This is a genomic window from Psychromonas sp. KJ10-5, assembly GCF_055808325.1.
The window spans coordinates 1,998,645-2,015,586 of sequence record NZ_CM147864.1 but is presented as its reverse complement, the minus strand read 5'-3'; the positions used below and the strand labels follow the sequence as shown (position 1 = coordinate 2,015,586).

Annotated in this window: 13 protein-coding genes and 1 pseudogene; 8 read left to right on the top strand and 6 right to left on the bottom strand. The window is 35.8% G+C overall.

Going from position 1 to position 16,942, the window contains the following annotated elements:
* Window positions 1-252: 252 nt before the first annotated feature.
* The 5 genes from AC0L3W_RS08975 (at window position 253) to AC0L3W_RS08955 (ending at window position 7,456) form a co-directional block, all read left to right on the top strand.
* Window positions 253-1,476, top strand: coding sequence for a TniQ family protein (locus AC0L3W_RS08975; RefSeq protein ID WP_409439125.1), 1,224 nt, complete (start codon window positions 253-255; stop codon window positions 1,474-1,476).
* 4 nt (window positions 1,477-1,480) lie between these two features.
* Window positions 1,481-3,574: a type I-F CRISPR-associated protein Csy2 gene (locus AC0L3W_RS08970; RefSeq protein WP_409439126.1), complete on the top strand. Its 2,094-nt coding sequence runs from the start codon at window positions 1,481-1,483 to the stop codon at window positions 3,572-3,574.
* A 14-nt stretch (window positions 3,575-3,588) separates the two neighbouring features.
* Window positions 3,589-4,662, top strand: coding sequence for a type I-F CRISPR-associated protein Csy3 (gene csy3, locus AC0L3W_RS08965; protein ID WP_409439127.1), 1,074 nt, complete (start codon window positions 3,589-3,591; stop codon window positions 4,660-4,662).
* A gap of 1 nt (window position 4,663) precedes the next feature.
* Entirely contained in the window at window positions 4,664-5,275 is a 612-nt protein-coding gene (cas6f, locus tag AC0L3W_RS08960; RefSeq protein ID WP_409439128.1) for a type I-F CRISPR-associated endoribonuclease Cas6/Csy4, read from the top strand.
* A 786-nt stretch (window positions 5,276-6,061) separates the two neighbouring features.
* Window positions 6,062-7,456, top strand: a complete 1,395-nt coding sequence (locus tag AC0L3W_RS08955; protein ID WP_409439129.1) for an Lcl C-terminal domain-containing protein — start codon at window positions 6,062-6,064, stop codon at window positions 7,454-7,456.
* A gap of 12 nt (window positions 7,457-7,468) precedes the next feature.
* Here the strand turns inward: AC0L3W_RS08955 and AC0L3W_RS08950 are convergent.
* The 6 genes and pseudogenes from AC0L3W_RS08950 to AC0L3W_RS08925 all read right to left on the bottom strand — a co-directional run.
* Window positions 7,469-7,897, bottom strand: a pseudogene (locus AC0L3W_RS08950) (IS30 family transposase); the annotation flags it as partial.
* A gap of 658 nt (window positions 7,898-8,555) precedes the next feature.
* A complete protein-coding gene (locus AC0L3W_RS08945; protein ID WP_409439131.1) occupies window positions 8,556-9,425 on the bottom strand; it encodes a dioxygenase family protein in 870 nt (289 codons plus the stop codon).
* A gap of 33 nt (window positions 9,426-9,458) precedes the next feature.
* Window positions 9,459-10,766, bottom strand: a complete 1,308-nt coding sequence (locus tag AC0L3W_RS08940; protein ID WP_409439132.1) for a TRAP transporter large permease — start codon at window positions 10,764-10,766, stop codon at window positions 9,459-9,461.
* A complete protein-coding gene (locus AC0L3W_RS08935; RefSeq protein WP_409439133.1) occupies window positions 10,763-11,311 on the bottom strand; it encodes a TRAP transporter small permease subunit in 549 nt (182 codons plus the stop codon). Before AC0L3W_RS08935 ends, AC0L3W_RS08940 begins: the two co-directional genes overlap by 4 nt.
* 40 nt (window positions 11,312-11,351) lie before the next feature.
* Window positions 11,352-12,437 (bottom strand): C4-dicarboxylate TRAP transporter substrate-binding protein, encoded by a 1,086-nt coding sequence (locus AC0L3W_RS08930; RefSeq protein ID WP_409439134.1) that lies wholly within the window; start codon window positions 12,435-12,437, stop codon window positions 11,352-11,354.
* A 95-nt stretch (window positions 12,438-12,532) separates the two neighbouring features.
* Complete coding sequence (locus AC0L3W_RS08925) at window positions 12,533-13,213, bottom strand: malonic semialdehyde reductase (RefSeq protein WP_409439135.1); 681 nt, start codon at window positions 13,211-13,213, stop codon at window positions 12,533-12,535.
* A 307-nt stretch (window positions 13,214-13,520) separates the two neighbouring features.
* On the opposite strand from AC0L3W_RS08925, the gene AC0L3W_RS08920 reads away from it, so the two are divergent.
* The 3 genes from AC0L3W_RS08920 to AC0L3W_RS08910 are packed head-to-tail and all read left to right on the top strand — an operon-like array spanning window position 13,521 to window position 16,788.
* Window positions 13,521-13,916: a YciI family protein gene (locus AC0L3W_RS08920; RefSeq protein WP_409439136.1), complete on the top strand. Its 396-nt coding sequence runs from the start codon at window positions 13,521-13,523 to the stop codon at window positions 13,914-13,916.
* 24 nt (window positions 13,917-13,940) lie between these two features.
* Window positions 13,941-15,242, top strand: a complete 1,302-nt coding sequence (locus tag AC0L3W_RS08915; protein ID WP_409439137.1) for a malonyl-CoA decarboxylase — start codon at window positions 13,941-13,943, stop codon at window positions 15,240-15,242.
* Window positions 15,243-15,255: 13 nt separating this feature from the next.
* The gene (locus AC0L3W_RS08910) at window positions 15,256-16,788 is read left to right on the top strand and encodes a malonate--CoA ligase (protein WP_409439138.1); all 1,533 of its coding nucleotides are present in this window, start codon (window positions 15,256-15,258) and stop codon (window positions 16,786-16,788) included.
* The last annotated feature ends 154 nt before the right edge of the window (window positions 16,789-16,942 follow it).

Here is a 16,942-nt window from a genome sequence, read left to right as displayed (position 1 = left end):
AAATTAGAATCTTCAATTTTAGCTTTATTAATACAGCGCTTAAAAGATGTTTATTAATATAATCGAGGTGGCTATTTATTAAGTGCTTTTATTTTAAAAAGCGAAGCTGAACGCCAGTTAGTTGTATTGAAAATATACCGCGTAAAAGTTATTACTACAGGCCAAAAATAGTGGCACATGGTTATAAGTGCTTGCAATTTGAGTTTGATGGTTTACCTTTTAACTTAGTATTTCTAAGTTTTAGAGGTGTTCATGGCTTTTTTATTTTCTCCCAAGGCTCGTCCATTCTGCGATGAATCACTAGAGAGTTACTTATTACGAATAGTTTCAGAAAATTTTTTTGATTCTTATCAGGACCTTAGTCTTGCGATTAGAGAAGAGCTTCACGAGCTTGACTTTGAAGCCCATGGCGCTTTTCCTGTTGACCTAAAAAGACTAAATGTTTATCACGCTAAACATAATAGTCATTTTAGAATGCGGGCTATAAGCTTAATCGAAAAATTATTAGATTTACCTCCAACCGAATTGCAAAAACTTGCTCTCTTGAAATCTGATAGAAAATTTAATGACGCTGTGGCTGTATATCGTGATGGGGTAGATATCCCTTTATCATTTATTCGATATGATGGAGAAGATGGGAAAAGTAGTATCCCTGTTTGCCCTCATTGCTTAGCCGAAGAAGCTTATATAAAGCAAAGTTGGCATTTAAAATGGGTTAATGTTTGTACCAAGCATAATTGTTCTTTAATTTCTAAATGTCCTGAGTGCTCATCTTTAATTAATTATATTGAAAATGAATCAATTACTCATTGTTCATGTGGTTTTGAATTATCTAAAACAATAGTTTCTATTAAGTATGAAAAGGATGCTGAATTATTGAAACTGTTGCTGTCAGGTGAAGCGTCTGAACAACATTTATTATTTCAAACTAGCTCTCTCCATCAAAAATTTTCTACCTTACTTTGGTATCAAAAAAGATATTCTAAACAAGATATGTTTTGTTTAAGCTATGTTGTCGAATTCTTTGACCAATGGCCCACTAATATTTATGAAGAGCTCGACCATTTAACTGTAAATGCAGAAATTAAGTTAATCGATTTATTTAACCGAACCTCATTTAACTTTATTTATCGGGATCTCCTTACGTCATTACCCTATCAAGCTAACGATGCCCCTCATTTTATTCAAAGTACATTATTTGTGTATTTGAAAAACTTGGTAGAACTCAACCCTAAATCTAAAAAGGCCAATGTAGCCGATATGCTTGTCAGTATTTCTGAGACTGCTTTGTTATTAGGTACAACTTATGATCAGGTATATAGGTTATATCAAGATGGTATTTTACGTTCTGCTTTTAGGGCTAAGATGCATCAGCGTATTAACCCTCGCGTTGGTATTTTCTTCTTAAGAGAAGTGATTGAGTACAAGTCAAGTTTTGGGGAAAGATCTCCACGTATGTACCTATCAGTATGGTGAATGTATGCATTTAAGAGAATTGTTAATTATTGAGAGTGTTCCTGTCCGAAATAAAGCTTTTAAAAAAGCATTTAATGCCTATACAGAAGTCATTGATATTACTGGCTGTGAGTTAGAAACGTTAATTATTCTACTGAATTTAACTTATGCTAAAAAGTTTGTGGGTGACTTACTTGATAAGAAGCTTGCTAAGAAAATATTGAATGATTCACTTCATTTAGATATGTGCATTAATGAAGTGCAATGGTTGCATACGCATAACTTAAAATACCCTGATATTAGAGTTAGTTTGCAAAACTTAGTTGTTGCTTCGCCTGTTTTAAAAAGATCTGTTGTGAGTAGTGCTAACTATAAAAAATCCTTAGGGTGGTCGCATAATTCTGCACAAGTAAATAAGGCAAACTTATTTACTTGTTATTTCTCTTGGAAAGGGGAGGTACAATCCCTTGCCACAATATTATCCATGTCATCTAAGGAGTGGAAAATTTGTTTTCAAGAGCTTGGCATGCCTGTTAAAGAATATAATAAAGTATGCAAGCAGGTTAATGAATATTTAAATGTAAAGTCTATTCCTAATAAGGTTGATAGGTATTCACCTCAAGTTAGAATTCCTTATCGTGATGGTTATTTAGCGGTTACTCCTGTGGTTAGTCATGTTATGCAAAGTGAGGTACAAAAGGCTGCATTACAAAGAAATGGAAAATATATTAATGTTGAATTTACGCGCCCAGCGAGTGTTAGTAGCTTAGTTTCTTCCCTTGGTGGTTTTGTTAATTTTTTTAATTATCCTCCGACCACACATAAAGCAGAACATGGTTTAACGCATTCTCGATCATCAAAATTGTTAAATGGAAATACAGTCTTTAACTTGAATGCAATCGTTGAAAGACGGTTTATTGATGCTTTAGAAGGCATTTTATTTAAGAACAATGCGCTAACATTAAAACAGCGTCGACAACAGAAATGTATCAATATTAAAGAAGTAAGAAAGGCATTATCTCGATGGTTAGCCCCTGTTTTGGAATGGCGCGAAGATATACTTGAACATCCAAGCTCGTTAAGTTTATTAGAAAATTGCAAAGAGACGTTAGAGTATCAAGTAATAACTGCTTCTAATGAACAACTACTTGAATTAGTTTTTCCATTATTTCGTTCATTGAATATTATGTTATCGAACTTGGTTAAGGTTCAAAAGTATGCTTTTAACCAACGGTTAATGGACGTTTTTAAGAATAGTTTAAAGTGGCTTTTAAATGGTATTGCAAAAGAAAGAGATCAAGCTTTACATGATGGTAATGAAGATAAGTTTCAACGATATTTATATTTAAAAGGGATTAGGGTTTTTGATGCTCAAGCTTTGTCAAACCCTTATTGCGCAGGTGTTCCATCATTAACAGCCGTGTGGGGAATGCTTCATCGATATCAAAGGCAATTGAATAAAATACTTGGAACTCAACTTAGATTTACTTCTTTTTCATGGTTTATTAAAAGTTTTTCTTATGTGGCAGGTAAAAAATTACCAGAGTTAGGAATGCAAGGAGTCAAAGGTAATGAGTTTAGAAGGCCTGGTATTATTGATAATAAATATTGTGACTTACAATTTGATCTAGTCGTTCATATTGATGGTTGGGAGGATGACGTTATATGTTTGGATAGCAATTTAGATCTTTTAAGGTCGGCATTTCCTAATAACTTAGCTGGCGGTGTCATGCTTCAACCCGAATTAGATACTGTTAATAAATGGTGTGATTTATATAGTGACGAAGAGTTGTTATTTAAGCAACTTCGGAGGTTACCATTATCTGGTCGATGGGTGATGCCTACAAATTACCCCATTAATGATTTAAACGATCTTTTATTTTTACTAAAAACTAATTCTGAATTATCCCCAACTATGCTCGGTTTTCTTTTACTTGATAAACCTCAATCAAGAGGTAATTCACTTGAGCCTCTACATTGTTATGCTGAACCCGCATTAGGTATTGTCGAGTTTGTAAGTTCGATTGATATAAGGCTTCAAGGCCCCCAAAAGTACTTTAATAAATCTTTTTGGATGTTAGATGTTCAAGAAAGGTTTATGCTTATGAAAAGAATTTAAATTAAAGGTGCCTTATGGAAATATGTAATATATTAAAATATGACCGCTCATTATTTCCAGGAAAGGCAGTCTTTTTTTATAAAACCTCTGATTCTGATTTTGTCCCTCTTGAGGCTGAAGTTAGTCGGATTAGAGGGCCTAAAGCAGGTTTTACAGAAGCATTTAATCCTCAATTTAAACCTAAGAGCCTAGCACCCCAAGACTTAACTCATATTAATCTATTAACACTTGAAGAGTGTTATGTTCCTCCTAACGTTCAATTCCTTTATTGCCGGTTCTCTTTAAGAGTACAAGCTAATTCACTTGAACCATCTAGTTGTAGTGATCCTGCAGTGTTTTTATTGCTTAAAGAGTTTGCTCTTAAATTTAAAGATTGTGGTGGTTATAAAGAACTGGCGAATCGTTATTGTAAGAACCTTTTATTAGGCACGTGGTTGTGGCGAAACCAAAATACTGGTAATACACAAATAGAGATCAAAACAAGTTCAGGTAGTTCTTATATTATCAAAAACACTCGTCACCTTGCATGGGAAAGTACTTGGCAAGAAGCGGAACAAAAAGTATTAGATGAGTTAAGTCATGAAGTAGAGAAAGCTTTAATCGACCCTCGAATATATTGGATTGCTGATATAACCGCAAAAATAGAAACAGCTTTCTGCCAAGAAGTGTATCCAAGTCAAGTATTGGCTAATAAGGCTAACGAGGGGGAATCATCAAAATTATTCGTAAAAACAAAGTGTATCGACGGTCGTTATGCCGTTAGTTTCAACTCTGTAAAAATAGGTGCAGCTTTACAATTAATTGATGATTGGTGGGAAGGCAATGCTTTGAAAAGGCTACGTGTCCATGAGTATGGCGCTGATAAAGAATTAGGGATAACACGTCGCAATGCTGAATCTGAACTTAACTTTTATTCTTTACTTGCTAATTGTGAGTCGCACGTAGCTAATTTGAATGAATCACATACGAAAAAATCTTTTGATATCTCTCCTAATGTTTATTATCTGTTTTCTGTATTCATAAAAGGCGGAATGTTCCAAAAAAAAGCTGAATCGAAAAAGAAACCAGCACTTAAAAAGAAAGATTAATATGAAAAGATATTATTTTATGGTGCATTTTTTACCTAAAGAAGCGAACTCTGCATTATTACTTGGTCGTTGTATTTCTATAATGCATGGTTTTATATGTAGACAAAATATCCAAGGTGTTGGAGTATCATTGCCTAGTTGGTCTAGCGATACAATTGGTAATACTATTGCTTTTATTCATTCAGATCCTGATGTTTTAAGATTACTAAAACAACAGTCTTATTTTGTCGATATGTCTGATTGTGGTTTTTTTCAATTAGATCCTGTGACTTTAGTACCTGAGTGTTGTAAAGAGTATAAGTTTAAACGTAATCAAGCCATCGCTAAACGTTTTATAGGGGATCATAAAAGGCGTTTAAAACGACATCAAAAGCGAGCAATAGCTAGGGGAGAAGAGTTTAAACCTAAAGTTAATCTTGAAGTTAAGGAGTTTGAACAATTTCATTGTATTTTAATGAGTAGTAATAGTAACCAACAAGAATTCATAATTCATATTCAAAGAGAAAATGTAGAAATACAAAATAAACCTTATTTTAGTCTATACGGGTTTGCAACAAATGAAAAGTTCAGTGGAACCGTACCAGACTTATCTTCTTTAATTACCGACATTTAACCCTTTATTTTACTGGTATTTTAACAGACTGATAATACTAGGATTTATTTGTCTTTATATATTTAAGGTAAATTAGTATTTGGTATATTAATAGCTTGATTTTTGTGAATGTTTTTTGATATTTTTATAGTGAACTGCCGTATAGGCAGCTGAAAATATCGTCAAATGTCCGCAAGGGCTTATTTTAACGTGAACTGCCGTATAGGCAGCTGAAAATAAAAAAAATCGTTTTGATGTTTATGTTAAGCAAAATCTGCCGGAAAGGTAGTTAAACACCTCTTATGTTGATAATGATATAAGAGGTGTTTTTGTATATTTTCTTAAAGAGAGGGGTTCTTGAATTTTGTAATAAAACTACATTTGGAATTTTACTATAATACCGATTGAATTTTTATGTCAGCTTATGGTTGTTTTTTATGTCATAGAATGGTGTTGTTATTCTGATAACCCCTTGTTATTTAGTTAGTGTTTATGTCAACTTATGGTTGTAGCGACATTGTTTGTCGCTACAACCATACTTTGACATAAAACAACCATACTTTGACAAATTTAAACCATACATTGACATAAAAAATAGTAATCTAATTAAAAAAATGGTTTTATAAATCAATAGATTATTGTTAATTATAATCATAGTCTGACAAATTGTTTTATTTTTAAACTAGTACATACTTAATTGTATAAAAAACAATCAGGTTTGTTTTGTGTATATACAAAATTTACGAAAAACATCTCTGAATAAAAAATGTATTCAAATTTGCTAGTACAAAAATTAGTGATGTGGTTATGTGTGAAAGTACACTGGAGTTCGATGCCTGTTTTCATCATGAATATAATGATGCAATTAAAAGTTATGGAAGCCAACCTCAAGGCTTTAAATACCAATTTAGAGGGAAAACACTTCCCTACACTCCAGATACACTAATTGAATATTTTGATGATGTAGAAATATTTCATGAATACAAACCATACAGTAAAATTTCATCTCCTTTATTCAGAGAAAAATTTGTAGCTAGAAGAGAAGCAAAATTTCAAGGACAAGATGCACAATATGATGGCTTACAAGCTGCTTATCAAGATAATGGCGATGGCACGGTCACTGACCTTAATACTGGCCTAATGTGGATCAAAGATGCTGGTGAAAAAGTATACTACAGCGAAACGGTAGAAAAATTAAAAACCTACAGCTTCGCCGGTTACGACGATTGGCGGTTACCGACGATTAAAGAGCTTTATTCATTAGCACAATTTAGCGGTGTTGATGCAAGTATGGCTAATAGCAGCGATGTTGAGGGATTATGGCCATTGATTGATGACGATTACTTTACTTTCCTTTATGGAGATAAAAATGGTGGTCAACGTGTGATCGATTCACAATGGTTAACTAGTAGTGTTTATGTTTCACACGTTTATGGTGATATGAGTTGTTTCTTTGGTTTTAACTTTTCTGACGGTCGCATTAAATGTTACGGACTCGATGATAGTCCGGCTGGTGGTTACTTTGCACAATTTGTACGTGGTAACACAGAATACGGTACTAACAAGTATGTTGAAAACGGTGATAAAACCATTACTGATAAAGCTACTGGTTTAACATGGACACAAAATGATAACGGGAAAGCACTTGGTTTTGGTGATGCACTTAACTATTGTGAAGCACTTTCAGTTGGTAGTACAGATAAATGGCGCTTACCAAACATAAAGGAACTTCACACTCTAGTTGATTACAGTCGTTCCCCAGACACGACAAACAGTGCGACGATTGATCCACTATTCAACTTGACCCCAATCACTAATGAAGCCGGACAAAAAGATTATGGACAATACTGGAGTAGCACAACGCTAATCAGTTATCCGCATGATGTCGCAGCTGCAACTTATATTTCTTTTGGCCGTGCCATGGGTTATGACAGAAGAGCCGAAGAATGGATTGATGTACATGGTGCTGGTGCACAACGTAGCGATCCTAAAGTTGCAAGCGATGAGAATGTCTTTGAATTTGGGCATGGACCACAGGGTGATACAGTTCGTCGCTATAATTATGCTCTTTGTGTCACCGGAGGAGCGGCAAATTCGTCTAATGGAGCAGACCCATCTACATTGGTTTTATCTAATAAAGTATTAGAACAGCCTAAAGATGGTGACATTCCCACTTTTAATGAGAGTCAGGTTCAACACTGAAGCACATAACGACTAAGCAACTATAGCTGCGATATGGTCAGCCATTAATTTGGCTGGCGTATTGTAATCTAATTTCTTTCTTGGTTTATTATTGAGCTGGACTATTACTTCGTTCACTATCACATTCGATACTTCTTTGAAGTCGATATATTTTGGTCAATATCGTCGTAATAAGCCATTCGTATTTTCATTTAGTTCTCGTTGCCATGAACAGTAGGGATCTGCCAAATAGACGCTACACTTTAGACTTCTGGTTAACTTTTCGTGGTAAGCGAGCTCTTTACCGTTATCAGCAGTGATGGTTAATACTGCATCTTCAAATGGTTTTAATAATAAAAGTGTTGCTGCAGTGACCGTATTTTCTGATTTATCATCAATACGTGTCGATACTGTAAAACGCGTTCTACGCTCAACAATAGTCACTAATGCGCCGCTGTGTCCGGCAGATCATTGCCCGCCAAACCTTTGACGGGTAATAATTACTCTTTGATTTTTTAGTGATGTGGTTTTACATGCTAAGAGGTAGTTGTTATGACGCAGTCACACCATCTCAGGTATCGTTATCTGATAACTAGCTTAGATGAAACGAATTGGATAACATTAGCCAGTCGATTTGGTAAAGATTACTAAAGTGCAGTTGGCTCTTTAGAAGCGTTAGTAGAGGGTACCGATAAGTGCTGGATAGCGAGTAAAAACCAACTCCGACGACAAACTCATTAATTTCCTGTAACTCCATACAATAAAAGCATAATTAGCATTCGTTAATGATTTCCATGCGCAAGATTGATGACTTATCTAAAAATTAGCATTATTTTTTGTTCTAGACATTTAAAAAGTATATTTGTTAACCCCCTATAGCGGTCAGTAAATTTGGACACTTCCTGATTGTAAGTTTCGTAAAAGGAAACAGCAATTTATACCTTAAATGAACTGGGTAGATTCAAGGCATATATGGTTTTGGAATAGTTAAGGAAATTAAAAATTGATACCTAATAGGCACCTTATTTTTGATAAGAGTTTCATGCCTATTAGGTTAACTATCATAAAGAATGTTTATTTTGTAGTTTGTTGGAAATCTATTAAGTTATCTATCCACTATTTACTTGGCTAATAATATAGGGTCAAAATCGATTTTAGAATATTCCCCTTCTACTTTTCCCGATAATTCAAATCCTTGCTCAGGAAATGTCCCTGCTTTTTGAGGTAAATAAGTGGTGACTAAATCTTCACGTACACCAAATACAGTATCTTGATCTAAATAAGGGTCATTATCAGGAAAAACTTCCGTTACGAGTGTTTGAAATCCCTCTGCATTAACTATGTAGTGGAGATGAGAAGGGCGCCAAGGGTGTCGACCTGTGGCATCAAGTAATTTACCAACCGGACCATCACTTGGAACGGTATAGCTAACAGGTCGGATTGTTGTAAAAGCATATCGTCCATTTTCATCTGATGTAAATACACCATGAAAACTATGAATATCTTGTTCATCATCTTGAGATGAATAGAGTCCATTAGGGGCAGTCTGCCAAATATCGACACTTGCACCTGCAATGGCATTCCCTTCTATATCTCTCACTGTCCCTTCTACTAATATGACTTCACCATCGTAATGACGTTTAAAATCAGCCCCTATTTCCATCGGTGGTGCATCTGATATGTGAAATGGACCTAAAACACTTGAGCTGGTGGCAACAGGGTGGGTATTAATCATATCGACTAATGAAGATATACCTAATACATCGGATAATAGAACAAACTCGTTTCTAGAGTCAGTAGTTATATCGCCAGTCCATTTTAATAGTTCCAGTGCATGCCGCCACTCATCATGTGTCAGTTCTGTTTCTTTAACAAAGTTATGTAGGTGTTTTGCTAGCGCAGACATGAGTACTTTAACTCTAGGGTCTGTTTGATCACCAAAGTAGCTTATAAAAGTCTCGGTAATATTTTCAGCTGTAACGGTTCTCATAATATATCCTTATACTTCAACAGTAGTTTTTTATTAATTTAGAATACCTATGCTTAATACAGGATATTTAATTAGCAATATCAGTACTAAAAACATAACAAATGCGAATGGGAGGGCCCCCATAAATACATCTTTGAGGCTAATCCTATCGTCATCTAAACTGGACTTAATAACAAAGCAGCTTATACCTAAAGGAGGGGTGAGTAGCCCTATCTCTGCGCCAACAACAGTGACAATACCAAACCAAACTAAACTCAACCCTAATGGTTCGATTAAAGGTAAAAACAATGGAACCACAATTAAAATAATGGATGATGTATCCAATAAAGTACCTAAAAAGAGCATTAAGCAGACGTAAATCGTCATGATCATGAATATGCTCATTTGATTTTCGGCCAGTATTGTTGCTAGTTCATTGGGCAACCCTGCTAGTCCAAGCATTCGGCTATATATTGATGCAGCGGTAATGAGAAAAAGAATAGAAGCGGTTATATGTCCCGTTTCGATAAGCGCTTCCCAAAACATACGAAGCGTCATTTTTTTTCTATAAAAAGCAATAATTAATCCACAAGCCGCACCTGCCGCACCCGCTTCCACTGGGGTTAACCAACCTGTGTAGATCCCCCCTAAGACCACTGAGATCAATCCAATTAATGGGCCTGTTTTTTGAAAAATTTCGCGGAAAGACATCCACTCTGTTTCAGTAGAAATCGTATCGCCAACAAAACTAGTAAAATAACGAGCCATTACCCAAATTGCGACCATATACGCGAAGGTGAGTAGCAAGCCTGGCACTACACCAGCTAAAAACATATCACCAACAGATTGTTCTGCTACAAATGAATAGATAATCAACATTGCAGACGGAGGTATAATCATACCCAACACAGATGAGCCAGCTACAACTCCTACTGCAAATCGATTGCTATAACCATATTTCAACATTTGTGGTACAGACACTTTTGCAAATACCGAGGCTGAAGCGATAGAAGAACCCGTTACCGCAGCAAAAATACCATTTGCTCCGACTGTTGCCATTCCAATACCTCCTTTTACCTTTCTAAAGCCTGAATTCATCACCTGATAGATATCGGAACCCATTCCTGCTTTTGATACTACTAATCCCATAAAAGTAAATAAGGGGACAGTGGCAAAGGTATATTCCATGACACTATCAGATACGGCGACTTTTAGGAGGTTAAGGGATAACTCAAAATCTCCTCTTAATAACCAAATTGCAACGATAGAAATAACGCTCAATGCAACAGGAATATAAAAGCCGATATAGATGCTAATAATTATCGCAATAACCGAGAGATAACCAATTTCAATTGGGCTCATTGCTTTTCTCCCGACGTTGGTAAGTGAACTTTGTCTTCACCTAAAATAACCTTGAAAAGCAATATCAATGCGCATAACACGGCACTTAAGAATATAGTTAGTTTTATTGGCCACCAAGGCGCGGTAAAAACACCCGGTACGCCAAAATAATCTTGAGTGTCAAGCATATCCAAGAACTCAGGCCAAATCGCAATAGCAATTAAGATCATTAATAATGATGAAACGCTATCGATAACTCTTCTGACAAAGCGGATAAAGGTAGGGAAGCGTGGTTCCATTACAATTAAAAAACCTTCTGAACGTGTTAATCGATTAACGCGCATTACATCGGGCAGTTGTAAAAAAACAATTAGCACCATAGAGAATTGCACAACTTCAACAGCGCCCATAAAAGGATTGTTAAATATTCCTCTAGCAAAGACGTCATAGTTTACTGCGAGTACAAGCAGTAAAACCACTAGTGTGCCAAGTGTATTAGCTACCATTGCGATTTTATCGGTGATATGTGAGAGCGGTTTAACCGCTATTTTTAAAAAAGTAAACATGAATGAGATCCCATATTGATATGTTGGTTATTACTTGTTTTTACTTTAAACCAATGGTCCAATCTCGAATCGGCGTTGCGCCTTGCATACGTAATTTATCGATATAAGCACGTATTATTTCAGTGCCTGGTTGGCCTGATTTGTTGAGGGTCTCTGCAAGTTCATTTGCAAGATTAGGGATTGAATCAGCCCAAGCTTTTCGAGCTTCAGGAGACATTTTCACAATTGTGCCACCCGCTGCAACATAGGCATCGCGGCTTTTTTGTGCTCTATTCATTGCTAAGTTTGCAAGGTGATCTCGATATTCAACGGCGACATCTTGTAACACTACTTTTACTTCTTCCGGTAATTTTTTCCAGAAACGTTCATTGACAGTCACTGTTTTAGTATTGACCGCTCCAAAATCAACTTCAGCCATATAAGGGGCCACTTCTGCTATTTTGAAGGTTTCCGCAGCTTCAGGCCACAGCATAGCGTGATCAACTAATCCTGTTGAAAGCATATTATAGAAATCTGTTAGTCCACCCCTAACGCCAGCAACACCACCAATACCTTGTAGATAACGTAAGTTAGTACCGGCACCTGCCACTTTACTTCCTTTTAAATCATCAGCGGTAGTTACTGCTTTTTTGCTATAGAGCTGATAGGTATTTAATACAACGCCTGTTGCTAGGTATACTTGCTTTTGTTTCGCGAACTCTTTTTGCATTGTTGGGTATTCTTTGGCTATTTCATCTATTGCCTTAGCAACGACGCGAGCATCACTTGATATAAATGGGGTCACAGAAGCCAGAGATTGACTTGGTAATTTAGAGCTATGGAATATTGTGGTAACAATACCTATATCGCCTAATCCAAGTTTTATACCTTCCAACACCCCTTTAGGTTTCACTATTGAGCCACCGTAAGACTCTTGCCATTGGATAGCGTAGTTATTAGTTTTAGCAAGTCGCTTATTTACTTCAGGAATGAAAAAATTTGAAAATTCATGTACCCACATTGATTTTGCTGGGTAGCCATCGATGACCACCGCTTTAATCGTTTCAGTTGCCATTACAGGTAAAGACATTAAAACAGTCATGGCCATGACTAGGCTTTTCGTATGTAGTTTTTTTGAAAATTCCATTATTGATCATCCTTTTATTTTTTTATTAATAGTAAATGTCGACTTTGTGTATTGTTCTCTCTCTAGATAATTAAAACGTGTTCATTTTTTCTTTGTTAAATGAAAGTGCATACTTCTTCAAATTTGAATCGAGGTAGTTTTTGAAATAAGGCATTTTCATCTGCGTAGCCTAAATTGCATAAAAAGTTGGATTTTAAGGTCGTACCTGCGAAAAACTGTTCGTCTACAATCTGATTAGAAAACCCAGACATTGGGCCAATATCCAAACCAAGCGCTCGTGCAGCAATCATTAAATAGGCCCCTTGAAGTGTGCCATTCAAAAAAGCGGTTCTTTCGCAATATTCAGCTTTGCCTCTAAATAGGGGAGTACGATCCTCATGTGGGAATAGGAAAGGTAACTTTTCCCAAAAAGCCAAATCATGCGCGATAATCACGGTGACAGGTGCCGATCGCATTTTATCGATATTTTTCTCTTTTAATGATGTTGCCAGTTTATCTTTCCCTTCTTTTGACGTTACGAAGTAGAATCTTGCTGGGCTACAGTTCATGCTGGTTGCTCCATTAGCCACAATATTGTAAAGCTCTTTGAGTAACTCACTAGGAACTGGTTTGTTTAACCATGCATAGTGTGAGCGTGCATTATTTAAAATGACATCAATTGAATCTTTATCTAATACAGGTTTACGTAAACGTAATTCACGAACGTTCTTCTGAGCTGTAGCCCTTGCTACCTCTAAATTTAAGTCATCTAATTCATTTTCATTAAGATCTGTCATGACATGTCCTTTATTCAATGGTTGGATAAGCCTTCTATTTTTTAATAGTGAAATTTCTATTTTAAGTTTTTGTTTTTACAAAAATATATTTATATTTTTAGCATGTTTAATTTTGACTTTTTAGAGTGAAAATTAAGGCGATGAGCATAAATAATCGTGTTTTATTTATATGTGTTTAAAACGATTATTTAATCGTCATTGTTACAAAAAATTAACACTTGCATAACTTTTAACGATGTTTTAATGTTGTGTCAAATAATATCGATATTTTTATTTAATAAATGCCTTATCAAACGGAGACGATAAAATGATTTCATGGGATGAGTATAAAAAAGAAGCAAAAGAGCGAGGGTCTCTCGCAATGGAAGTCTTTATTATTGAAAGCCAACCTCAAGGTGATCTAGAACTGGTTAAACAGTATTTACCATTACATTTAGCTTACCAAGAAGAGCTTGAAGCATCCGGGAAACTCATGCTTGCAGGGCCCGTTTCAGATGCTTCAGGAAAGTATTTAGATGGAGGTGGTTTGATTATTTATAGGGCTTCATCGTTAGAAGAAGCGAATCAAATTGCCCTAAATGATCCAATGCATAGCCACAATGCGAGAACATTTACCATTAAACGATGGTTAATCAATGAAGGGAATTTACAGCTTAATATTAAGTTATCTGCACAGTCGATACGTTTGACCGCCGATAAATAACTTTACTGTTAATAGGAGATTGATATGGCTAATTGGACAAATTTGATCGGAGATTTATTATCTCGTGTTACGGAAATTGGTAGTACCATGATTTCAAATGATGTTGAATTAACGCTTGCTGAAAAGTGCCAGTTATTATTAGAAAATACCGGCGAAGCAACCAGCCTAGCGCTTTCACGTGAAATATTAGATAACTATCAACTATTAAAAAAAGAAGATAAATTAATCTTTTTTGAAGCTTTATTTGAAGACTTTGGTGTTGATATTGCCGCTTTAGAAACCGCCATTAGCCATTGGAAAGACTCCTCTGGAAATAAAGAAGCAAGGCTAATTCATTTTGCTTCTGAACCTACCTCTCAACAACTGATTAGACAACTTAATCGAGCCCCTGGAGGAACGCCTGCTCTAGTCAACATGCGCGAAGATTTAATCAAATTAAGTATTAAAAATCCAAACTTAAAAAGTTTAGATAATGATTTGTGCCATCTCTTTAGCTCATGGTTTAATCGTGGATTTTTAACCTTACAAGCGATTAATTGGTCGACTCCTGCGGTTGTACTAGAAAAGATTATCGCTTATGAAGCCGTCCATGAGATAAAAGGATGGGATGATTTACGTTTACGTGTCGCTGAAAAAGACAGACGACTTTATGGTTTTTTTCATGCTTCAATGGGGGCTGAACCTCTCATCTTTGTTGAAGTTGCGTTGACGGATCATACCCCTACTAATATTGAGTCGATACTGTCGGGCAACAGAGAAACGCTTGACCCTAATAAAGCAACAACGGCTGTCTTTTATTCTATTTCTAATTGTCAGATTGGGTTAAGAGGTATTTCATTTGGTAACTTTTTAATTAAACAGGTGGTTGAAGAGTTAAAGCGTGAGCTGCCTAACTTGAAAAGGTTTATTACCATGTCGCCAGTACCTGGATTAAGGAAGTGGGTTGATACACATCCTGAATTAGATGAAAAAACGACTCAATTAATTGACTCTTTATCTGCGCAGAATAATGCGTTCTCTGAACAATATAAAACCCAAAATAATGCCCTGATAAACAGACTTGCTTGCCAGTACTTGCTTGAAGCTAAGCATAAAAAAGGTGGGCCTTATGATCCCGTTTCCCGTTTTCATTTAGGGAATGGGGCACATCTTGAACAAATTAATTTATGGGCAAATAGCTCAGACAGAGGCGTTGCAGATTCGTGGGGAATCATGGTTAATTATGAATATGACTTGAAATCGATAGAGAGTAACCATGAAGCCTTCCTATCCAAAGGGAAAATAAAAACGTCGGCTGCAATAAAAAAACTTCATAAAAAAAACTAATAGGATGATGAATATGTACAAAACTAATTACCTAGCCAATACATTAAGAAAATCAAGCTTAGGTTATGAGCAAAACGTCTTTGCAACATTACCTAATGACACTCAAGTCACCTATGAATTATTATTTTCTAATGCAGAAAAAATAGCTGCTGTACTTCAAATTAATGGTGTTAAAGCGGGTGACAGAGTTGCTGTTCAAGTTGGAAAGTCGATTACCGCTGTCGAGTTGTATCTCGGTACTATTTTAGCTGGTGGTATTTTTCTTCCTCTTAATACTGATTATATGGAAAGTGAAATCGAATACTTTTTAAATGATGCTCAACCGACGGTATTGGTTTGTGACCCTGGTTCGGTGGATACACTTAAAAGTGTGGCTGAAAAATCTAACGTATCAGCATTATTTACACTGTCTAAAGATGGCTTAGAAGGGTCTTTATTTGATGAATTAAGTAAAACAGAGATGGCTTACGTTGAGGTGGCGAGATCATCTGAAGATTTGGCTGCTATTCTTTACACTTCAGGTACAACAGGCCGTTCAAAAGGGGCAATGCTATCCCATGGTGCATTGGCTTCTAATGCGCTTACTCTTGTCGATTATTGGCAATTTACTCGTGAAGATAGTCTTATTCATGCTTTACCTATCTTTCATATACATGGGTTATTTGTAGCCATTAATATCACCTTATGTGCAGGATCTCACCTTCAATTTTTACCTAGCTTTAACGCGGATAAAATAATGGAGAAAATGTCCTCTTCAACCGTATTAATGGGGGTACCTACTTTTTATGTTCGCCTGTTGCAACATGAAGATTTAAATAAGCACTCGGTGTCTTCAATGCGTCTATTTATTTCTGGCTCTGCGCCTTTATTAAGTGAAACCCATCAGCTTTGGCAGGAAAAAACCGGATTAGCGATTCTTGAACGTTATGGTATGACAGAAACTAATATGAACACTTCAAACCCTTATCATGGAGAAAGAAGACCTGGCACTGTTGGCTTTCCTTTACCGGGTGTTGAAATTAAAATATGTGATGCAACGACTGGCAAAACACTGCCTAATGGTGAGATAGGCTCAATTGAAGTAAAAGGACCTAATTTATTTTCAGGTTATTGGAAAATGCCTGAAAAAACAGCTGAAGAACTTCGCAGCTCAGGTTGGTTTATAACGGGTGACCTAGGTGTCTGTGATGAAAATGGTTATATTTCTATTGTTGGACGCTCAAAAGATCTCATTATTTCTGGTGGCTATAATGTCTATCCTAAAGAAATAGAGGTGGTCATTGATGATATTGCTGGTGTTAAAGAGTCTGCTGTCATTGGATTACCACACCCTGACTTTGGAGAAGCTGTGGTTGCGGTGATTGTGGGAGAATTAGAAGAAAGTGTGTTAGTTGATAATATTATAAAGCAAACACAAGAGGTGCTTGCTAAATTCAAACGGCCTAAAAAGCTCTATTTTGTGAAAGAATTACCTAGAAATACAATGGGGAAAGTTCAAAAAGCTCAACTTAGAAATGATTATAATGATACTTTTTTATCTAGATAAGATAATAATAAGTAAAACAAATCAAAGTGGCTATAATATAATGTTTTTTATCAAATAACGTTAAATTTAAAGTTTGCAAGATAGCCTTACTTTTATCAAAACGCTCTGAAAGTTAATTTTCTTGAGTTAGTAGTTATTCATTAAAAGAGTAAGG